Origin of the sequence: Bacillus sp. 1780r2a1, assembly GCA_024134725.1 — a bacterium.
Lineage (GTDB): Bacteria > Bacillota > Bacilli > Bacillales > Bacillaceae_H > Priestia > Priestia aryabhattai_A.
The window spans coordinates 151,296-168,878 of record CP099863.1; the positions used below are offsets into that span (position 1 = coordinate 151,296).

The 17,583-nt window shown below is 41.7% G+C and carries 14 protein-coding genes, 9 tRNA genes and 3 rRNA genes; 23 read left to right on the forward strand and 3 right to left on the reverse strand.

Annotated features, from left to right (window positions below; all coding sequences use genetic code 11):
- The first annotated feature begins 27 nt into the window (after positions 1-27).
- The 3 genes from NIZ91_00860 (at position 28) to NIZ91_00870 (ending at position 2,379) form a co-directional block, all read left to right on the forward strand.
- The gene (locus NIZ91_00860) at positions 28-459 is read left to right on the forward strand and encodes a YbaK family protein (protein ID USY55308.1); all 432 of its coding nucleotides are present in this window, start codon (positions 28-30) and stop codon (positions 457-459) included.
- Between the two features lie 55 nt (positions 460-514).
- Complete coding sequence (gene cwlD / locus NIZ91_00865; protein USY57056.1) at positions 515-1,237, forward strand: N-acetylmuramoyl-L-alanine amidase CwlD; 723 nt, start codon at positions 515-517, stop codon at positions 1,235-1,237.
- A 77-nt stretch (positions 1,238-1,314) separates the two neighbouring features.
- Positions 1,315-2,379, forward strand: a complete 1,065-nt coding sequence (locus NIZ91_00870; GenBank protein USY55309.1) for a P-loop NTPase — start codon at positions 1,315-1,317, stop codon at positions 2,377-2,379.
- A 43-nt stretch (positions 2,380-2,422) separates the two neighbouring features.
- On the opposite strand, the gene gerD is transcribed toward NIZ91_00870, so the two are convergent.
- Positions 2,423-3,064, reverse strand: coding sequence for a spore germination lipoprotein GerD (gene gerD, locus NIZ91_00875; protein ID USY55310.1), 642 nt, complete (start codon positions 3,062-3,064; stop codon positions 2,423-2,425).
- 149 nt (positions 3,065-3,213) lie between these two features.
- Here gerD and NIZ91_00880 point away from each other — a divergent pair, with 149 nt between their 5' ends.
- Entirely contained in the window at positions 3,214-3,837 is a 624-nt protein-coding gene (locus NIZ91_00880; protein ID USY55311.1) for a KinB-signaling pathway activation protein, read from the forward strand.
- Between the two features lie 17 nt (positions 3,838-3,854).
- Here NIZ91_00880 and pdaB read toward each other — a convergent pair whose 3' ends face one another.
- On the reverse strand, positions 3,855-4,574 hold the full coding sequence (gene pdaB, locus NIZ91_00885) for a polysaccharide deacetylase family sporulation protein PdaB (GenBank protein USY57057.1): 720 nt from the start codon (positions 4,572-4,574) through the stop codon (positions 3,855-3,857).
- Between the two features lie 188 nt (positions 4,575-4,762).
- On the opposite strand from pdaB, the gene NIZ91_00890 reads away from it, so the two are divergent.
- The 14 genes from NIZ91_00890 to rocF all read left to right on the forward strand — a co-directional run bounded on the left by NIZ91_00890 (position 4,763) and on the right by rocF (position 11,944).
- Positions 4,763-4,936 (forward strand): hypothetical protein, encoded by a 174-nt coding sequence (locus tag NIZ91_00890; GenBank protein USY55312.1) that lies wholly within the window; start codon positions 4,763-4,765, stop codon positions 4,934-4,936.
- Between the two features lie 237 nt (positions 4,937-5,173).
- Positions 5,174-6,726 (forward strand): 16S ribosomal RNA (locus NIZ91_00895).
- 224 nt (positions 6,727-6,950) lie between these two features.
- A 23S ribosomal RNA gene (locus NIZ91_00900) occupies positions 6,951-9,885 on the forward strand.
- 110 nt (positions 9,886-9,995) lie between these two features.
- Positions 9,996-10,111 (forward strand): 5S ribosomal RNA (gene rrf / locus NIZ91_00905).
- The 16S, 23S and 5S rRNA genes sit together here with 9 tRNA genes alongside, the layout of an rRNA operon.
- Before the next feature lie 10 nt (positions 10,112-10,121).
- Positions 10,122-10,196: transfer RNA gene (locus NIZ91_00910), tRNA-Asn, on the forward strand.
- 5 nt (positions 10,197-10,201) lie between these two features.
- A tRNA-Glu gene (locus tag NIZ91_00915) sits at positions 10,202-10,276 on the forward strand.
- 23 nt (positions 10,277-10,299) lie between these two features.
- Positions 10,300-10,375 (forward strand) — tRNA-Val (locus tag NIZ91_00920).
- Positions 10,376-10,385: 10 nt separating this feature from the next.
- A tRNA-Thr gene (locus tag NIZ91_00925) sits at positions 10,386-10,461 on the forward strand.
- An 8-nt stretch (positions 10,462-10,469) separates the two neighbouring features.
- Positions 10,470-10,553: transfer RNA gene (locus NIZ91_00930), tRNA-Tyr, on the forward strand.
- 6 nt (positions 10,554-10,559) lie between these two features.
- A tRNA-Gln gene (locus tag NIZ91_00935) sits at positions 10,560-10,634 on the forward strand.
- 4 nt (positions 10,635-10,638) lie between these two features.
- Positions 10,639-10,711: transfer RNA gene (locus NIZ91_00940), tRNA-Lys, on the forward strand.
- A gap of 9 nt (positions 10,712-10,720) precedes the next feature.
- Positions 10,721-10,795: transfer RNA gene (locus tag NIZ91_00945), tRNA-Gly, on the forward strand.
- A 22-nt stretch (positions 10,796-10,817) separates the two neighbouring features.
- Positions 10,818-10,893, forward strand: a tRNA-Ala gene (locus NIZ91_00950).
- Positions 10,894-11,044: 151 nt separating this feature from the next.
- A complete protein-coding gene (gene rocF, locus NIZ91_00955; GenBank protein ID USY55313.1) occupies positions 11,045-11,944 on the forward strand; it encodes an arginase in 900 nt (299 codons plus the stop codon).
- 38 nt (positions 11,945-11,982) lie between these two features.
- Here the strand turns inward: rocF and NIZ91_00960 are convergent, their stop codons facing one another.
- Positions 11,983-12,087 carry an aspartyl-phosphate phosphatase Spo0E family protein gene (locus NIZ91_00960; protein ID USY57058.1) on the reverse strand — a complete coding sequence of 35 codons (105 nt, stop codon included), beginning with the start codon at positions 12,085-12,087 and terminating at the stop codon, positions 11,983-11,985.
- A 214-nt stretch (positions 12,088-12,301) separates the two neighbouring features.
- Between NIZ91_00960 and sigW the strand changes: the two genes are divergently transcribed.
- From sigW to glmM, 5 genes are all read left to right on the forward strand, one after another.
- Positions 12,302-12,865, forward strand: a complete 564-nt coding sequence (gene sigW, locus NIZ91_00965; GenBank protein USY55314.1) for an RNA polymerase sigma factor SigW — start codon at positions 12,302-12,304, stop codon at positions 12,863-12,865.
- Positions 12,866-12,877: 12 nt separating this feature from the next.
- A complete protein-coding gene (locus NIZ91_00970) occupies positions 12,878-13,495 on the forward strand; it encodes an anti-sigma factor (GenBank protein ID USY55315.1) in 618 nt (205 codons plus the stop codon).
- A gap of 191 nt (positions 13,496-13,686) precedes the next feature.
- Positions 13,687-14,508: a diadenylate cyclase CdaA gene (gene cdaA / locus NIZ91_00975; GenBank protein USY55316.1), complete on the forward strand. Its 822-nt coding sequence runs from the start codon at positions 13,687-13,689 to the stop codon at positions 14,506-14,508.
- On the forward strand, positions 14,501-15,967 hold the full coding sequence (locus NIZ91_00980; GenBank protein USY55317.1) for a CdaR family protein: 1,467 nt from the start codon (positions 14,501-14,503) through the stop codon (positions 15,965-15,967). Before cdaA ends, NIZ91_00980 begins: the two co-directional genes overlap by 8 nt.
- A gap of 33 nt (positions 15,968-16,000) precedes the next feature.
- Positions 16,001-17,347: a phosphoglucosamine mutase gene (gene glmM / locus NIZ91_00985; GenBank protein ID USY55318.1), complete on the forward strand. Its 1,347-nt coding sequence runs from the start codon at positions 16,001-16,003 to the stop codon at positions 17,345-17,347.
- Positions 17,348-17,583 lie beyond the last annotated feature (236 nt).

Sequence of the window (17,583 nt, forward strand, 5' to 3'; positions counted from 1 at the left end):
TATGAGAAAAAGGAGTCTTGTATATTTATGTATGAAGCGAACACGTTTAAAGAGAAGCGATACGAAAGAGAAATGAAGTATGAGCGCAAAGTTTTACGAGATTTGTCCATTGAGGAACTACACAGAAAAGCTGATAAAACATTCCGACCTATTTTTCAGTGGCATGTGATGAGTGAATACCATGTTGAAGAGTACTGTATGGATATTGCTATTGAATCATTTTTGCTAGGAGCACGAACAAGTAAGTTCTTCACTTGGGGAGAAACATTGGAACAATCAAAACTTCGCAGTGTAAATGAAGAGAAGCTGTTAGCCGATACACTATTTGAAGTGCTATGTTCCGCTTCAAATCAAGTGTCTAAAGATAGCCTTTATTATCTGTGCCAGTCTTATGTAGAAGAGTGGTGGAACGAAGGGTACGAAACAGGTATTCGTAGACATCGTCTTCGCCTCAGTTAAAAAACAATCATAAATTCACTCCTTGTCCCATATAGAAGTAAATAGATATGTGGGAATGGGAGGGGATTTTTTGTCTAAAGCAAAAATTATAAGCGGGCTATTAGCGTTTGTTGTTATTGCATTTATCATTCAATATCAGTTTGGTACCAAGATATCGTCGGGCTCTTTCTCTTTACCTCTAAGCGGGAAAATCATTGTAATTGACCCTGGTCATGGAGGGCCTGATGGTGGAGCTGTTGGTGGGAAAGAAACCTTAGAGAAAGATATTACGTTAAAAATGTCACTTGAACTTAGAGACTACCTTCAAGAACAAGGTGCTTTGGTTATTTTGACGCGAGAAACAGACAAAGACTTAGCTAAAAAAGAAACAAAAGGATATAGCAGGCGTAAGGTTGAAGATTTAAAAAAGCGACTTGATATCATTAATGAATCTAATGCAGATTTGTATTTAACTATACACCTTAATGCTATCCCATCTCCGGCTTGGAGAGGTGCTCAAACCTTTTATCATGGTTCTTTAAAAGAGAATGAACAAGTAGCGAAATTGATTCAAAATGAACTAAAAGCAAACCTAGCGAACACCACTAGAGAAGCTAAAGTCATGCAAACTCTCTACTTATTAAAGCATGCAGATCCACCAGGTGCCTTAGTTGAAGTTGGCTTTTTATCCAATCCTTCTGAGCGTGAACTGTTAGAAACTGAAAAGTATCAACAAAAGGTATCCGAATCTATCTACGAAGGAATAAGCCGCTATTTTGCAGGTGAAAGACCAAAATAGAGTAACATATAACCTTGTATGTATTAGAGTATGGTATACTAAAAGTGGAAAATGACTTTTAACATGGTGGTGGGAATATGCTTACGGAACAACAGGTAAAAGATGCAATAGGGGAAATTGTAGATCCATTTTTAAACAAATCATTAAACGAAACAGATGCAATTAAAGAAATTTCAATCAAAGAAGAGAAAAAGCATATTAGTGTAAAAGTTGCCGTAGCTAAAACTGGTACGAGCGAACAGCTTTCATTACAATCAACTCTCGTTGAAAAACTAAAAGAAATCGGTGCTGCGACAGTAGGAATTCGGTTTATTGAATTTACTCCTGAAGAATTAGCACCGTTTCGCGCTGAGCAAAAGAGCGATGGTAATTTACTTACGAGTCTTAATCCTCCGCAATTTATTGCTGTTGCGAGTGGTAAGGGTGGCGTAGGAAAATCAACGGTTTCTGTAAACTTAGCAATATCTCTAGCACGTTTAGGGAAAAAAGTAGGCTTAATTGACGCTGATATCTACGGATTTAGCGTTCCGGATATGATGGGGATTACTCAGCGCCCTACGGTACAAGGGGAACGTATTATCCCTGTAGAAAGATTAGGGGTTAAAGTAATCTCAATGGGATTCTTTGTTGAGGACAATTCACCAGTTATCTGGCGTGGTCCCATGCTTGGTAAAATGCTGACAAGCTTCTTCACAGAAGTTGAATGGGGAGAGTTAGATTACTTATTATTAGATTTACCTCCGGGCACAGGTGACATTGCGCTAGATGTGCATTCAATGCTTCCATCTTGTAAAGAAGTTATTATTACTACACCGCATCCAACTGCAGCATTTGTTGCAGCGAGAGCTGGTGCAATGGCATTGAAGACGGATCATGAAGTAATTGGAGTCGTTGAAAACATGTCCTTTTTTGAGAGTAAATTAACTGGTGAGAAGGAATATGTGTTTGGAAAAGGTGGCGGCCAAAAATTAGCTGAAGAACTTCAAACCAAGCTATTAGGCCAGCTTCCTTTAAGTCAACCAGACTGGAATGAAGAAGACTTTGCTCCGTCTGTGTATGACGAGTCCCATCGTTTAGGGAAAGTGTATAAAGAAATTGCTCAAAAAGTAGCGGATATTTGCGAACAAAACGTCTATAATTAAAAAAACCCCAAAGATACAAAAGTATCTTTGGGTTTTTTTATCCTTATCCTTGTTCTTGTTGTTGTTCTTCACCGTCAGCGGATGCTTCTTCTGAAGATCCTTCGCCACTATTTTCACCTTTTTGACCTTGCTGTTCAGAATTTTCTGCAGCAGCTTTTAATAAAATATCCTGAATCTTTGATTGATAGAGAGGACTTTCAAACGTTTCGTTCATTACTTTTTGTAAATGAGTGCGATATTCTTTACTCTTAAGTACAGTTAACAGTTCTTTTTCCATTGCTGGATCTTTTAAAACGTCCTGTAGCATAGCTTGGTAGTCAGGGTCTTTCATAAGTTGCTTTAATACTCGTTCATGCTCTGCTTCCATACTTTTAGCGAAGCTCTCAGCGAATTTTGGATCTTTCATGGCCTTTTTCCAAAATTCAACGCCAGTATCTGAAGTTAACGTTTCAGAAATTGTTTCTTTAACCATTGCTTGATCCATTACGAGGTCTTCTCGAAGTGCAGGATCATCCATAATAGCTTCAATGGCTTTCTTTCCCTCATCAGTCTTTAAAATATCAACAACCATTTTCTTTGTTTGATCATAATCCATCCCGTTACTTTCCTCGTCTTGAGGGGCACAGGCAGTTAATGAAAACATGCATATCCCTACATAAGAGAGGAGCAAGAGTAGCTTTTTCATGGATGATGGGCTCCTTTCAACATACGCTTACGCTTAATATGAGATAATGAGCATTTTTTATTCATTGCTCACCTCTAGATTTTTTAAAAAACGATTGGTACAATTTATGAAAGGGATTACTTAACGGTTTTATGGGGGGGAGGATGAACGTGAATAGTCGAAATTGGGTTCGACTCTTTTTATCAACCTTAATAGTAGGTGGGCTTAGCACATCTATCGTTGGCTTTGCGGTTAGATGGAATGAGTATAAAGAGTTATTTGCTGGTGGAGAAGTAACAGAAATCTTATCAATTTTAACATGGCTAATAGGTGTAGGTTTTATTTTTAGCCTTATTAGTCAGATGGGGTTCTTTGCATATTTAACAATCCATCGATTTGGGATTGGAATTTTTCGTTCATTATCCTTATGGTCAAGTGTACAATCGGTATTAATTGTTTTTGTACTATTTGATTTAGTTTATTTTCGCTATCGATTTTTTGCTGAAGAAGGAGAATCTATGCTGGGCTATCTTTTAGTTAGTATTTTTGTTTTAGCTTATGGCTTAGTGGTAGCGTACTTAAAGGCTAGAAGTACGAAGAAAGAAGCTTTTATACCGGCTCTGTTTTTTATCATTGTGATTACAACAGTGGAATGGTTTCCTGCACTTCGTACCAATGAAGAAAGCTGGCTATATTTAATGCTATTTCCCTTATTAATTTGTAATACATATCAGTTGTTGATTTTACCGAAATTGACAACAAATAAAAAAGTAGTGAAAACAACCAGCGGCTAATAGCCCCCGGTTGTTTTTTATTTTACATCCTGAATTTCGCTTTTTGTATTAGAAATAAGAGTGGATACGGTCACATTAGATATCTTTTTAGACTGTAAAGCATGTTGAATATAAGGAAGTGCTTTTGCAGTTTGTTGAGCCGAATCTGATGCGTGCAGTAATACAATGTCTCCACCATGTAATGGTTTAGTTGTATTTGATACAATTTCTTTAACACCTGGATTTGTCCAATCTTTTGAATCAATGCTCCAGTGAATAATTGTATAACCCATCTTGTTCGCAAGCTTTAGAATGTCTTTATTGAAATGTCCATTAGGTGGGCGTAAAAGCTTTACGTCTTTAATACCTAAAGAGGTAAAAACTTTCTGTGATTTGGCTAAGTCTTGTCTAATTTCATTTGGCTCCATAGAAGTATATGAGTTATAATCATATCCCATGGTTCCGATTTCATGGCCTTCCTTTTTAATTCTTTCAACAACATCTGGATGACGTTCTGCCCAGGAAGCGGATAAAAAGAACGTGGCGTGGTTAATTTTTTGTTTTTTTAGCTCATCCAAAATAGGAACAGCGCGTTCATCTCCCCAGCTGATATTAAAAGTTAAGGCTACTTCTAAATCTTTTTCTTCAGCCTTATAAACAGCGCGCGGGCCATCGTCAGTTGAGAACACTGGATAGTCAAACATATGTTGAGCATAGAGAAAGAAGCTTGTAAACAAAGCGGATAAAACGATAATCATGGTTTGTTTTAAGCGCTTCGCTTTTATTGTATAAAATCCATTCACATTTTCACCTCATTTAATTAAGTAGTACTTGTCTAATTTCTATGCAATGTGTGAAAGATAAATAACAAATAATCATCAGTTCTTATAAAAGGTGATATAAAGTTGCTAGCAATGGTTAGAATAAAAAAGAAAAGGTGCTGTACGTGAGAAGATTATCGTTGAATGAACAAGAAATAGTAGAGATGCACACTATTTTATTAAAAGAATTAAAGGATTTATCGATACAGGCTGATACATATCAATCTAACCCGTTTATTGCCCGTGTTATTAAGGAGAGAAAGGCACTGTTAACTCGTTTATTAATGCGTACCAGTTAAATAACCAGAGGGTTTATAAAAAAAGTTTTGAAAAAGTATTGACCTTTTTATTTATATCTGTTAAATTATTAAATGTCGCAAGTGAGCGATAACAAAATATAAAAAAGTGTTGACAAGTTGATTGTAACTTGTTAATATAAAAAAGTCGCTTCTGGGCGACGGTTGAACTTTGAAAACTGAACAAAGCGACAAACGTCAACGTTAATTTTTTAAACTTTTATGAGCAAGTCAAACATTTCTTCGGAGAGTTTGATCCTGGCTCAGGATGAACGCTGGCGGCGTGCCTAATACATGCAAGTCGAGCGAACTGATTAGAAGCTTGCTTCTATGACGTTAGCGGCGGACGGGTGAGTAACACGTGGGCAACCTGCCTGTAAGACTGGGATAACTCCGGGAAACCGGAGCTAATACCGGATAACATTTTTTCTTGCATAAGAGAAAATTGAAAGATGGTTTCGGCTATCACTTACAGATGGGCCCGCGGTGCATTAGCTAGTTGGTGAGGTAACGGCTCACCAAGGCAACGATGCATAGCCGACCTGAGAGGGTGATCGGCCACACTGGGACTGAGACACGGCCCAGACTCCTACGGGAGGCAGCAGTAGGGAATCTTCCGCAATGGACGAAAGTCTGACGGAGCAACGCCGCGTGAGTGATGAAGGCTTTCGGGTCGTAAAACTCTGTTGTTAGGGAAGAACAAGTACAAGAGTAACTGCTTGTACCTTGACGGTACCTAACCAGAAAGCCACGGCTAACTACGTGCCAGCAGCCGCGGTAATACGTAGGTGGCAAGCGTTATCCGGAATTATTGGGCGTAAAGCGCGCGCAGGCGGTTTCTTAAGTCTGATGTGAAAGCCCACGGCTCAACCGTGGAGGGTCATTGGAAACTGGGGAACTTGAGTGCAGAAGAGAAAAGCGGAATTCCACGTGTAGCGGTGAAATGCGTAGAGATGTGGAGGAACACCAGTGGCGAAGGCGGCTTTTTGGTCTGTAACTGACGCTGAGGCGCGAAAGCGTGGGGAGCAAACAGGATTAGATACCCTGGTAGTCCACGCCGTAAACGATGAGTGCTAAGTGTTAGAGGGTTTCCGCCCTTTAGTGCTGCAGCTAACGCATTAAGCACTCCGCCTGGGGAGTACGGTCGCAAGACTGAAACTCAAAGGAATTGACGGGGGCCCGCACAAGCGGTGGAGCATGTGGTTTAATTCGAAGCAACGCGAAGAACCTTACCAGGTCTTGACATCCTCTGACAACTCTAGAGATAGAGCGTTCCCCTTCGGGGGACAGAGTGACAGGTGGTGCATGGTTGTCGTCAGCTCGTGTCGTGAGATGTTGGGTTAAGTCCCGCAACGAGCGCAACCCTTGATCTTAGTTGCCAGCATTAAGTTGGGCACTCTAAGGTGACTGCCGGTGACAAACCGGAGGAAGGTGGGGATGACGTCAAATCATCATGCCCCTTATGACCTGGGCTACACACGTGCTACAATGGATGGTACAAAGGGCTGCAAGACCGCGAGGTCAAGCCAATCCCATAAAACCATTCTCAGTTCGGATTGTAGGCTGCAACTCGCCTACATGAAGCTGGAATCGCTAGTAATCGCGGATCAGCATGCCGCGGTGAATACGTTCCCGGGCCTTGTACACACCGCCCGTCACACCACGAGAGTTTGTAACACCCGAAGTCGGTGGGGTAACCTTTATGGAGCCAGCCGCCTAAGGTGGGACAGATGATTGGGGTGAAGTCGTAACAAGGTAGCCGTATCGGAAGGTGCGGCTGGATCACCTCCTTTCTAAGGATTTTTACAAGACGTACGTTTTGAAGCTTTGTTCAGTTTTGAGAGTTCAATCTCTCATTAATAGAAAGTACATCACTTTCTTCTTATCTAATAAGAAGAATTTTGAGTGCGATTGTTCTTTGAAAACTAGATAACAGTAATAGCTGAGGAAAAGTGAAACTTTTCTTTAATCAAACCAATAAATAACGCAACGCAAGTTGCACCATTTATTCGCTAATGGTTAAGTTAGAAAGGGCGCACGGTGAATGCCTTGGCACTAGGAGCCGATGAAGGACGGGACTAACACCGATATGCTTCGGGGAGCTGTAAGTAAGCTTTGATCCGGAGATTTCCGAATGGGGAAACCCACTGTTCGTAATGGAGCAGTATCTTTATCTGAATACATAGGATATTGAAGGCAGACCCGGGGAACTGAAACATCTAAGTACCCGGAGGAAGAGAAAGCAAATGCGATTTCCTGAGTAGCGGCGAGCGAAACGGAATTAGCCCAAACCAAGAGGCTTGCCTCTTGGGGTTGTAGGACACTCTATACGGAGTTACAAAGGAACGAGGTAAATGAAGAGGTCTGGAAAGGCCCGTCAAAGAAGGTAACAACCCTGTAGTTGAAACTTCGTTCCCTCTTGAGTGGATCCTGAGTACGGCGGAACACGTGAAATTCCGTCGGAAGCTGGGAGGACCATCTCCCAAGGCTAAATACTCCCTAGTGACCGATAGTGAACCAGTACCGTGAGGGAAAGGTGAAAAGCACCCCGGAAGGGGAGTGAAAGAGATCCTGAAACCGTGTGCCTACAAGTAGTCAGAGCCCGTTAATGGGTGATGGCGTGCCTTTTGTAGAATGAACCGGCGAGTTACGATCCCATGCAAGGTTAAGTTGAAGAGACGGAGCCGTAGCGAAAGCGAGTCTGAATAGGGCGTTTAGTATGTGGTTGTAGACCCGAAACCAGGTGATCTACCCATGTCCAGGGTGAAGTTCAGGTAACACTGAATGGAGGCCCGAACCCACGCACGTTGAAAAGTGCGGGGATGAGGTGTGGGTAGCGGAGAAATTCCAATCGAACCTGGAGATAGCTGGTTCTCTCCGAAATAGCTTTAGGGCTAGCCTCACGTAGTGAGAGTCTTGGAGGTAGAGCACTGATTGGACTAGGGGCCCCCAACGGGTTACCGAATTCAGTCAAACTCCGAATGCCAAAGACTTATCCGTGGGAGTCAGACTGCGAGTGATAAGATCCGTAGTCAAAAGGGAAACAGCCCAGACCACCAGCTAAGGTCCCCAAGTATACGTTAAGTGGAAAAGGATGTGGAGTTGCTTAGACAACCAGGATGTTGGCTTAGAAGCAGCCACCATTTAAAGAGTGCGTAATAGCTCACTGGTCGAGTGACTCTGCGCCGAAAATGTACCGGGGCTAAACGTATCACCGAAGCTGTGGATTGACATCTTTGATGTCAGTGGTAGGAGAGCGTTCTAAGTGCTGCGAAGCTAGACCGTAAGGACTGGTGGAGCGCTTAGAAGTGAGAATGCCGGTATGAGTAGCGAAAGACAAGTGAGAATCTTGTCCACCGAATGCCTAAGGTTTCCTGAGGAAGGCTCGTCCGCTCAGGGTTAGTCGGGACCTAAGCCGAGGCTGAAAAGCGTAGGCGATGGCCAACAGGTTGATATTCCTGTACCACCTCCCCGCCGTTTGAGTAATGGGGGGACGCAGGAGGATAGGGTAAGCGCGCTGCTGGATATGCGCGTTCAAGCAGTTAGGCTGATGAGTAGGCAAATCCGCTCATCATAAGGCTGAGCTGTGATGACGAGGGAAATATAGTACCGAAGTTCCTGATTCCACACTGCCAAGAAAAGCCTCTAGCGAGGCGGGAGGTGCCCGTACCGCAAACCGACACAGGTAGGCGAGGAGAGAATCCTAAGGTGATCGAGAGAACTCTCGTTAAGGAACTCGGCAAAATGACCCCGTAACTTCGGGAGAAGGGGTGCTCTGGTAGGGTGTATAGCCCGAGAGAGCCGCAGTGAATAGGCCCAGGCGACTGTTTAGCAAAAACACAGGTCTCTGCGAAGCCGCAAGGCGAAGTATAGGGGCTGACGCCTGCCCGGTGCTGGAAGGTTAAGAGGAGGGGTTATCCTTTGGGAGAAGCTCTGAATCGAAGCCCCAGTAAACGGCGGCCGTAACTATAACGGTCCTAAGGTAGCGAAATTCCTTGTCGGGTAAGTTCCGACCCGCACGAAAGGCGTAACGATCTGGGCACTGTCTCAACGAGAGACTCGGTGAAATTATAGTACCTGTGAAGATGCAGGTTACCCGCGACAGGACGGAAAGACCCCGTGGAGCTTTACTGTAGCCTGATATTGAATTTTGGTACAGCTTGTACAGGATAGGTAGGAGCCTGAGAAGCCGGAGCGCTAGCTTCGGTGGAGGCGTCGGTGGGATACTACCCTGGTTGTATTGAAATTCTAACCCGCAGCCCTGATCGGGCTGGGAGACAGTGTCAGGTGGGCAGTTTGACTGGGGCGGTCGCCTCCTAAAGAGTAACGGAGGCGCCCAAAGGTTCCCTCAGAATGGTTGGAAATCATTCGTAGAGTGTAAAGGCACAAGGGAGCTTGACTGCGAGACCTACAAGTCGAGCAGGGACGAAAGTCGGGCTTAGTGATCCGGTGGTTCCGCATGGAAGGGCCATCGCTCAACGGATAAAAGCTACCCCGGGGATAACAGGCTTATCTCCCCCAAGAGTCCACATCGACGGGGAGGTTTGGCACCTCGATGTCGGCTCATCGCATCCTGGGGCTGTAGTCGGTCCCAAGGGTTGGGCTGTTCGCCCATTAAAGCGGTACGCGAGCTGGGTTCAGAACGTCGTGAGACAGTTCGGTCCCTATCCGTCGTGGGCGTAGGAAATTTGAGAGGAGCTGTCCTTAGTACGAGAGGACCGGGATGGACACACCGCTGGTGTACCAGTTGTCTTGCCAAAGGCATCGCTGGGTAGCTATGTGTGGACGGGATAAGTGCTGAAAGCATCTAAGCATGAAGCCCCCCTCAAGATGAGATTTCCCATAGCGCAAGCTAGTAAGATCCCTGAAAGATGATCAGGTTGATAGGTCAGAGGTGGAAGCACGGCGACGTGTGTAGCTGACTGATACTAATCGATCGAGGACTTAACCAAATTAGAAAAGCGAAGGCGACTGTTCAATTGTGAAAGGAGCCGTAGCTAGACAGTAAACTTAGTACTCAGCAAAATGTTATCTAGTTTTGAGAGAATAATCTCAATTCATGTCTGGTGGCGATAGCAGAGAGGTCACACCCGTTCCCATGCCGAACACGGAAGTTAAGTTCTCTAGCGCCGATGGTAGTTGGGACTTTGTCCCTGTGAGAGTAGGACGTTGCCAGGCTTTATAAGATTCCACAGTAGCTCAGTGGTAGAGCAATCGGCTGTTAACCGATCGGTCGTAGGTTCGAGTCCTACCTGTGGAGCCATTTATGGCCCGTTGGTCAAGTGGTTAAGACACCGCCCTTTCACGGCGGTAACACGGGTTCGAATCCCGTACGGGTCACCACTTATTTTTATATAAGAAATTTTGGAGGATTAGCTCAGCTGGGAGAGCACCTGCCTTACAAGCAGGGGGTCGGCGGTTCGATCCCGTCATCCTCCACCATGAACATGTTGCCGGTGTAGCTCAACTGGTAGAGCAACTGACTTGTAATCAGTAGGTTGGGGGTTCAAGTCCTCTTGCCGGCACCATTGTTTTTGGAGGGGTAGCGAAGTGGCTAAACGCGGCGGACTGTAAATCCGCTCCTTCGGGTTCGGCAGTTCGAATCTGCCCCCCTCCACCATTTTATTGGGCTATAGCCAAGCGGTAAGGCAACGGACTTTGACTCCGTCATGCGTTGGTTCGAATCCAGCTAGCCCAGCCATTAAGAGCCATTAGCTCAGTTGGTAGAGCATCTGACTTTTAATCAGAGGGTCGAAGGTTCGAGTCCTTCATGGCTCACTCTTATATGCGGAAGTAGTTCAGTGGTAGAACACCACCTTGCCAAGGTGGGGGTCGCGAGTTCGAACCTCGTCTTCCGCTCCAATTATTATTATTTGCTTTTGTTGGGGCCTTAGCTCAGCTGGGAGAGCGCCTGCCTTGCACGCAGGAGGTCAGCGGTTCGATCCCGCTAGGCTCCACCAATTACATAAATCATTCACCTCTAAACTATCGTTTAGAGGTTTTTTTGTCCCTTTTAAATTTGTATATATATTCAGAAAAATGTCGAGTTGAGCCATTCATACTTTTAGCTATACAATAGAAGTATAAAAGGTAAAAAGGGGAGAAAGAGAAATGAAAAATGTATCAATTATTGGTGTACCAATGGATTTAGGGCAAACACGTCGAGGGGTAGACATGGGGCCAAGTGCTATTCGTTATGCTGGTGTAGTAGAGCGTATTGAAAGCATTGGATATGTTGTGGAAGATGAAGGCAACATTGAGATTGCTCCTGCAGAAAGAGTACATAATGATGTAAAAACTAACTTAAAAAATCTAACGGCCGTAGCAGATGCTAGTGAGCGGCTAGCTTCTAAAGTAGATCATGTAATTACAAACGGTAATTTTCCACTTGTACTTGGTGGTGACCATAGTATTGCTATTGGAACGTTAGCTGGTGTGAGCAAGCATTATGAGAATCTAGGAGTTATTTGGTATGATGCACATGGAGATTTGAATACAGCTGATACTTCTCCATCAGGAAACATACATGGAATGCCATTAGCAGCTAGCTTAGGAATTGGACACCCAACACTAATCAATATTTTTGGATATATGCCAAAAATTAAACCTGAAAATGTTGTAATTATTGGTGCACGTTCTTTAGATGAAGGAGAAAGGGCTTTAATTAAAGAGATTGGTATTAAGGTATACACAATGCATGAGGTTGATCGTCTTGGAATGGCACACGTTATGGAAGAAACAATTGCTTATCTAAAAGATAAAACAGATGGGGTACATTTGTCACTTGATTTAGATGGTTTAGATCCTCATGACGCACCTGGAGTAGGAACACCTGTTATTGGAGGAATCAGCTACAGAGAAAGCCATTTAGCTATGGAAATGCTAGCTGAATCTAACGTCATTACTTCCGCTGAATTTGTAGAAGTAAATCCTATTTTAGATGAGCGCAATAAAACAGCAACGGTGGCTGTTGCATTAATGGGCTCCTTATTTGGTGAAAAATTATTATAAAAAAGAATCAGCTCTTGTTTGTAAAAGCAAGAGCTGATTTAGTTTGATTGTTTTGTGTATTGATTTAATAGTGTGTCTAACTCTGAACTTAGCCTCAGTACCTCTTTAGAACATAGAGAAGTTTGTTGTGCGGTACTTAACATCATGTGACGATGTTCTTCAATTCTTTCCAGTAAATTTTTCTCCATCAGCGACATTCCTCCACTTTATAATAGTCTTTTTCTTCATAAATAACCCAATTTGCAAAATCTTAAACATAGGCAGCAAATTTTTGTTAAAATAATTAAGCATGAATGAAACTTTAACTAGAAGTAAACGTATATATACTATCCCGCAATGGGCGGAGGTCACTGTTACATGGATTTATTATTAAAACGGAAAATAAAAAAAGTAAAAAAAGGCGATCAAGATGCGTTTGCTGATATTGTAGAATATCATAAAGATAAGCTCTATCAGCTGTGTTATCGAATGTTAGGGAATCGTGAAGAAGCGCAAGATGCGGCTCAGGAAGCTTTTATTAGAGCCTATGTTAATATTCATAGTTATGATTCATCCAAGAAATTTTCCACATGGCTATATCGGATTGCCACAAACCTTTGTATCGATAAAATTCGTAAAAAGAAGCCAGATTACTATTTAGATGCAGAAGTAGCTGGAACGGAAGGTCTGAATATGTACTCACAGATTGCTGCAGATCAAGCACTTCCTGAAGATGAATTAGAAAGAGGAGAGTTGCAAGATTTAATTCAATCTGAAATTCTAAAGCTACCTGAGAAATATCGTACAGTTATTGTGCTGAAATATATTGATGAGCTTTCTTTGAAGGAAATTAGTGAAATCTTAGAGCTACCGATTGGTACTGTAAAGACAAGAATTCATAGAGGACGGGAAGCCTTAAGAAACAGACTTCGCCATTTGTAAGGAGTGAAAATAATGAAATGCTCAAGTTCCTATGTAAATCTAATCCATGAATACTTAGATGGAGATCTTACAAAAGAGAATGAACAATTACTGAAGCAGCATTTACAGGAATGTGATGCATGCCAAGAACATTTTAAACAATTAAAGCGAACAATTGCTTTTGTTCAAAGCACTTCTCATATTGATACACCTATGAACTTTACGGCTAATATTATGGCGGGTCTTCCTAAAGAGAAGAACGCTGTAAGAATGAATCGTTGGTTTACCAATCACCCATTTTTAACGGCAGCTGCTGTATTTACGTTATTAATGTCTGGAGCGACTTTTTCAGCTTGGAATACAAATGAAGAGTTTGCAGTCTCTAAGCAAGATAATCTTGTAATTGAAAATAAGACTGTTATTGTGCCAGCTGGCGAAGTAGTTAAAGGAGATGTTACTGTACGTAATGGTGATATAAAGGTAGAAGGAAAGGTCGATGGAAATATTACTATTATTAATGGTGATCAGTATCTTGCATCTGCGGGAGAGGTTACCGGTGATATTGAAGAATTAGACCAAATGTTTGAATGGATTTGGTACAACGTAAAGAATGGTGTTAAAGACGCAGTTAACCTATCAAATCATCAATAAAAAGAAGTTTGGTTGACGGTAACAACATAGATTTGCTAAAGAATCGTCCTCGGTCATCAAGACTATTGGACGATTCTTTTTGTAAATGAAAACCAATTGTTATTATGTCTAGCTAGTAGGAAATTTTAAATTTGTGATATAATAAAAAAGTTATGTTTAATTGACTACATATAAATAGAGGAAGTGAGACGATGCCTTTTGGAGAGCTACCGATCTTTGCATATTTAGGAAATATAATCGATGTTCTCCTTGTTTGGTTTGTTATATATAAATTGATAATGGTCATCAGAGGTACGAAAGCTGTACAGTTACTCAAAGGAATAATCGTCATCGTTGTTGTACGCTTTATTAGTAACTTCCTGGGCCTAAACACATTACAATGGTTAATGGATCAAGCCTTAACATGGGGATTTTTAGCAGTTATTATTATTTTCCAACCTGAAGTTCGCAGAGCGTTGGAACAGTTAGGAAGAGGAAGTTTGTTTTCTAAAGCTAGTCTTCCTGAAGAGGATGAACGCGCATTAACAATCGAAGCTATTACAAAAGCTACACATTATATGGCAAAGCGTCGTATAGGAGCTTTAATCTCGATTGAGCGAGAAACAGGAATGAATGATTATATTGAAACCGGCATTCCGTTAAATGCCAATGTGTCATCAGAACTATTGATTAATTTATTTATTCCTAATACGCCATTGCATGATGGAGCCGTTATTTTACAGCGCAATCAAGTTTCAGCTGCCGCTTGCTACTTGCCACTTTCCGAAAGCCCTTTTATTTCAAAGGAGCTAGGGACTCGTCACCGAGCAGCTGTTGGTATTAGTGAAGTAACAGATAGTATAACGGTTATAGTATCTGAAGAAACAGGTGGTATTTCTGTGACAAAGAATGGTGAGTTATACCGTGAGTTAACAATCGATACGTTAAAAGAAATGCTTGAGAAAGAGTTGGTTAATACTTCAAGAGCATCTTCTTCAGCTCGTTGGCAATGGAGGTCGAAGAAGAATGGATAGATTATTAAACAATCCTTGGATCATGAAAATAATTGCGCTTCTTTTAGCCTTAATGCTTTATTTATCTGTTAGCATCGATAATCAAGATACAAATACAATTCTTGGCACAAGTAAATCGTCAGGAACAGGTACAGAAACCATTACAAATGTTCCTGTAGAAGTTTCTTATGATCAAGATAATATGATCATTAGCGGTGTTCCAGATACGGTTAACGTTACTTTAGAAGGTTCTAAGAGTGCCCTTCAACAAGAAAAGCTAAAGCAAGACTTGGAAGTGTATGTGGATTTAAATAACTATGGTTTGGGAGAGCACCAAGTAGAGTTGCAGCACCGAAACATTTCAGATCGTTTGGATGTCAAAATTGATCCACAAGTTGTAACGGTCAGTATTGAAAATCAACAATCACAAGAATTTCCGGTAGAAGCAAGCTTTGATAAAAATCAGGTGAAAAAAGGCTATAAAGCGGGATCAGCACAAATTAGCCCAGAGACGGTAACGGTTACTGGAGCGAAGAGTCAGCTATCACAAGTAGCCTATGTAAAAGCACTTGTTGAATTAGATAATGTAAGTAAAGATGTAAATGAACAAGCAGAGGTAGTAGCATTTGATAAAAATCTGAATAAGCTAGATGTATCTATCGAACCAGAAGTAGTTAATGTTACAATCCCAATTGAAAATAGAAGTAAAAAGGTACCAATTAGCCTTGAGCAAACTGGTACCCTAGGCGAAGGTATTGAAATTACAGGTATTTCTTTAGATAGAGATGAAGTAACTGTTATTGGTGAGAAAGACGTATTAGATTCTATCTCATCAATTGATAATATTCCGGTCGACGTAACGGGGATTTCTAAAACGTCCGATATAAAAGTTGATGTGCCTGTTCCAGAAGGTGTAGATAGTGTTCAGCCTAAGCAGGTGACAGTAAGTGTAAAAGTCAAAAAGCTGGATGAGGAAGCAGAAGAAGAAACTGACGCAGAAGAAACCTCTGTAGCCGAAGAAGAGAAAGATGGAAAAAAGTCGTTTGAAAGCTTGTCAGTGACACTAAATGGGCAAAACTCAAAATATAGATATGAAATTTTATCTCCTAAAAACGGAGTGGTGGGGGTTGACCTGTTAGGACCACAACAACAGCTAAGAAACGTTACCCGAAGTGATATTAGTATAACTGCTAATGTTGCAAGGCTAACACCTGGTGAGTTTTCGGTTCCTATTTCTCTAACGGTTCCAAATGGTGTTGAAGGCACCCTTTCTACAAAGACACTAAGAGTAAAAGTTAGTGAAAAAAATCCTTCAAATGAAGAAGAACAAAACCCTTCTGAACCACCAGAAGAAGGTGGTAATAATAATCCGGACGAGCCTTCTGATCCATCTGATAACACGGGGTCTAACGAAGAGGATGAAGGTAATGGCGACAACAGTACAAATAATGAAGAAAATGATTCATCATCGGCAAACTAATATACACAATGGATATAAAAGGAGAGAACAAGAATGGGTAAGTATTTTGGAACAGACGGTGTAAGGGGTGTTGCAAACAGTGAATTAACACCTGAGCTTGCATTTAAAATTGGTCGTTTTGGCGGGTACGTATTAACAAAAGACACTGAAAGACCAAAAGTCCTAATAGGTCGCGATACTCGTGTATCAGGTCATATGTTGGAGGGAGCTTTAGTAGCGGGTCTTCTATCAATTGGAGCTGAGGTGATGCGCTTAGGTGTAATTTCAACGCCAGGTGTTTCCTACTTAACGAAAGCGTTAGGTGCGCAAGCAGGTGTTATGATTTCTGCGTCACACAACCCAGTGCAAGATAACGGTATTAAATTTTTTGGACCGGATGGATTCAAGCTATCTGATGCTCAAGAAAATGAGATTGAAGCATTAATTGATGCTTCAAAAGATGAACTACCAAGACCTGCAGGTAAAGACCTTGGACAAGTAAATGACTACTTTGAAGGTGGTCAAAAGTACCTTCAGTACCTCAAGCAAACAATTGATGAAGATTTTTCTGGTTTGCACGTTGCGCTAGACTGTGCGCATGGTGCCACTTCATCTTTAGCAGCACATTTATTTGCAGACTTAGATGCTGATATTTCAACAATGGGTGCATCTCCAAATGGATTAAATATTAACGAAGGTGTGGGTTCTACTCATCCGGAAGCATTAGCAGCATTTGTAAAAGAAAAAAATGCAGACGTAGGGTTAGCCTTTGATGGTGATGGGGATCGACTAATTGCAATCGATGAAAATGGCGACATTGTAGATGGTGATCAAATTATGTTCATCTGTGCAAAGTATCTATTCGAACAAGGTCGTTTAAAGCATAATACGCTTGTTTCTACGGTGATGAGTAACCTTGGGTTTTACAAAGCTCTTGAGGCAAACGGAATTCAAAGTGCTCAGACAGCGGTGGGTGACCGCTACGTAGTAGAAGAAATGAAAGCACATCAATATAATTTAGGTGGAGAGCAATCAGGCCATATTATTTTCCTTGACTACAATACAACAGGAGATGGTATGTTGTCTGCGATTCAGCTTGTAAACATTATGAAAGCAACAAATAAAAAGTTATCTGAATTAGCGAGCGAAATGAAAAAGTTCCCGCAGCTTCTTGTGAACGTGAGAGTAACGGATAAGCATCACGTAACTGAAAATGAAAAGGTAAAAGAAGTAATTACAGAGGTAGAAAAAGAAATGGCTGGAAACGGTCGTGTTCTTGTTCGTCCTTCAGGTACAGAGCCACTTGTGCGCGTAATGGTTGAAGCACCAAGCCAAAATGAGTGTGATGTGTACGTAAATCGTATTGTTGAAGTAGTAAAAGCAGAAATGGGACTAGAGTAATTCATCATTCTATGCATAAGCAGTGACCACAAGGGCTGCTTATGCATATTTTTATATTATGCCAATTGTACACAGCGGCACGCAAAAAGCCCTGTTTTTACTATTGGTAATAAAGATAATTGACGATTTCTTATGCTTTGTTGTAAGATTAAATCTGTTCGTCTCTAATTTACAAAAGGAGGGAATGTTAAAAGCAGTTTATAATTTAAATAAAAGCGCCTGAACTAGGTCTGAGA

What these genes read in the sequence shown, in the direction of transcription:
- NIZ91_00860 (USY55308.1), top strand. Translation starts at nt 28, where the DNA reads ATGTATGAAGCGAACACGTTTAAAGAGAAGCGATACGAAAGAGAAATG.
- cwlD (USY57056.1), top strand. Translation starts at nt 515, where the DNA reads ATGGGAGGGGATTTTTTGTCTAAAGCAAAAATTATAAGCGGGCTATTA.
- NIZ91_00870 (USY55309.1), top strand. Translation starts at nt 1,315, where the DNA reads ATGCTTACGGAACAACAGGTAAAAGATGCAATAGGGGAAATTGTAGAT.
- gerD (USY55310.1), bottom strand. Translation starts at nt 3,064, where the DNA reads ATGAAAAAGCTACTCTTGCTCCTCTCTTATGTAGGGATATGCATGTTT.
- pdaB (USY57057.1), bottom strand. Translation starts at nt 4,574, where the DNA reads ATGATTATCGTTTTATCCGCTTTGTTTACAAGCTTCTTTCTCTATGCT.
- rocF (USY55313.1), top strand. Translation starts at nt 11,045, where the DNA reads ATGAAAAATGTATCAATTATTGGTGTACCAATGGATTTAGGGCAAACA.
- NIZ91_00960 (USY57058.1), bottom strand. Translation starts at nt 12,087, where the DNA reads ATGTTAAGTACCGCACAACAAACTTCTCTATGTTCTAAAGAGGTACTG.
- sigW (USY55314.1), top strand. Translation starts at nt 12,302, where the DNA reads ATGGATTTATTATTAAAACGGAAAATAAAAAAAGTAAAAAAAGGCGAT.
- NIZ91_00970 (USY55315.1), top strand. Translation starts at nt 12,878, where the DNA reads ATGAAATGCTCAAGTTCCTATGTAAATCTAATCCATGAATACTTAGAT.
- cdaA (USY55316.1), top strand. Translation starts at nt 13,687, where the DNA reads ATGCCTTTTGGAGAGCTACCGATCTTTGCATATTTAGGAAATATAATC.
- NIZ91_00980 (USY55317.1), top strand. Translation starts at nt 14,501, where the DNA reads ATGGATAGATTATTAAACAATCCTTGGATCATGAAAATAATTGCGCTT.
- glmM (USY55318.1), top strand. Translation starts at nt 16,001, where the DNA reads ATGGGTAAGTATTTTGGAACAGACGGTGTAAGGGGTGTTGCAAACAGT.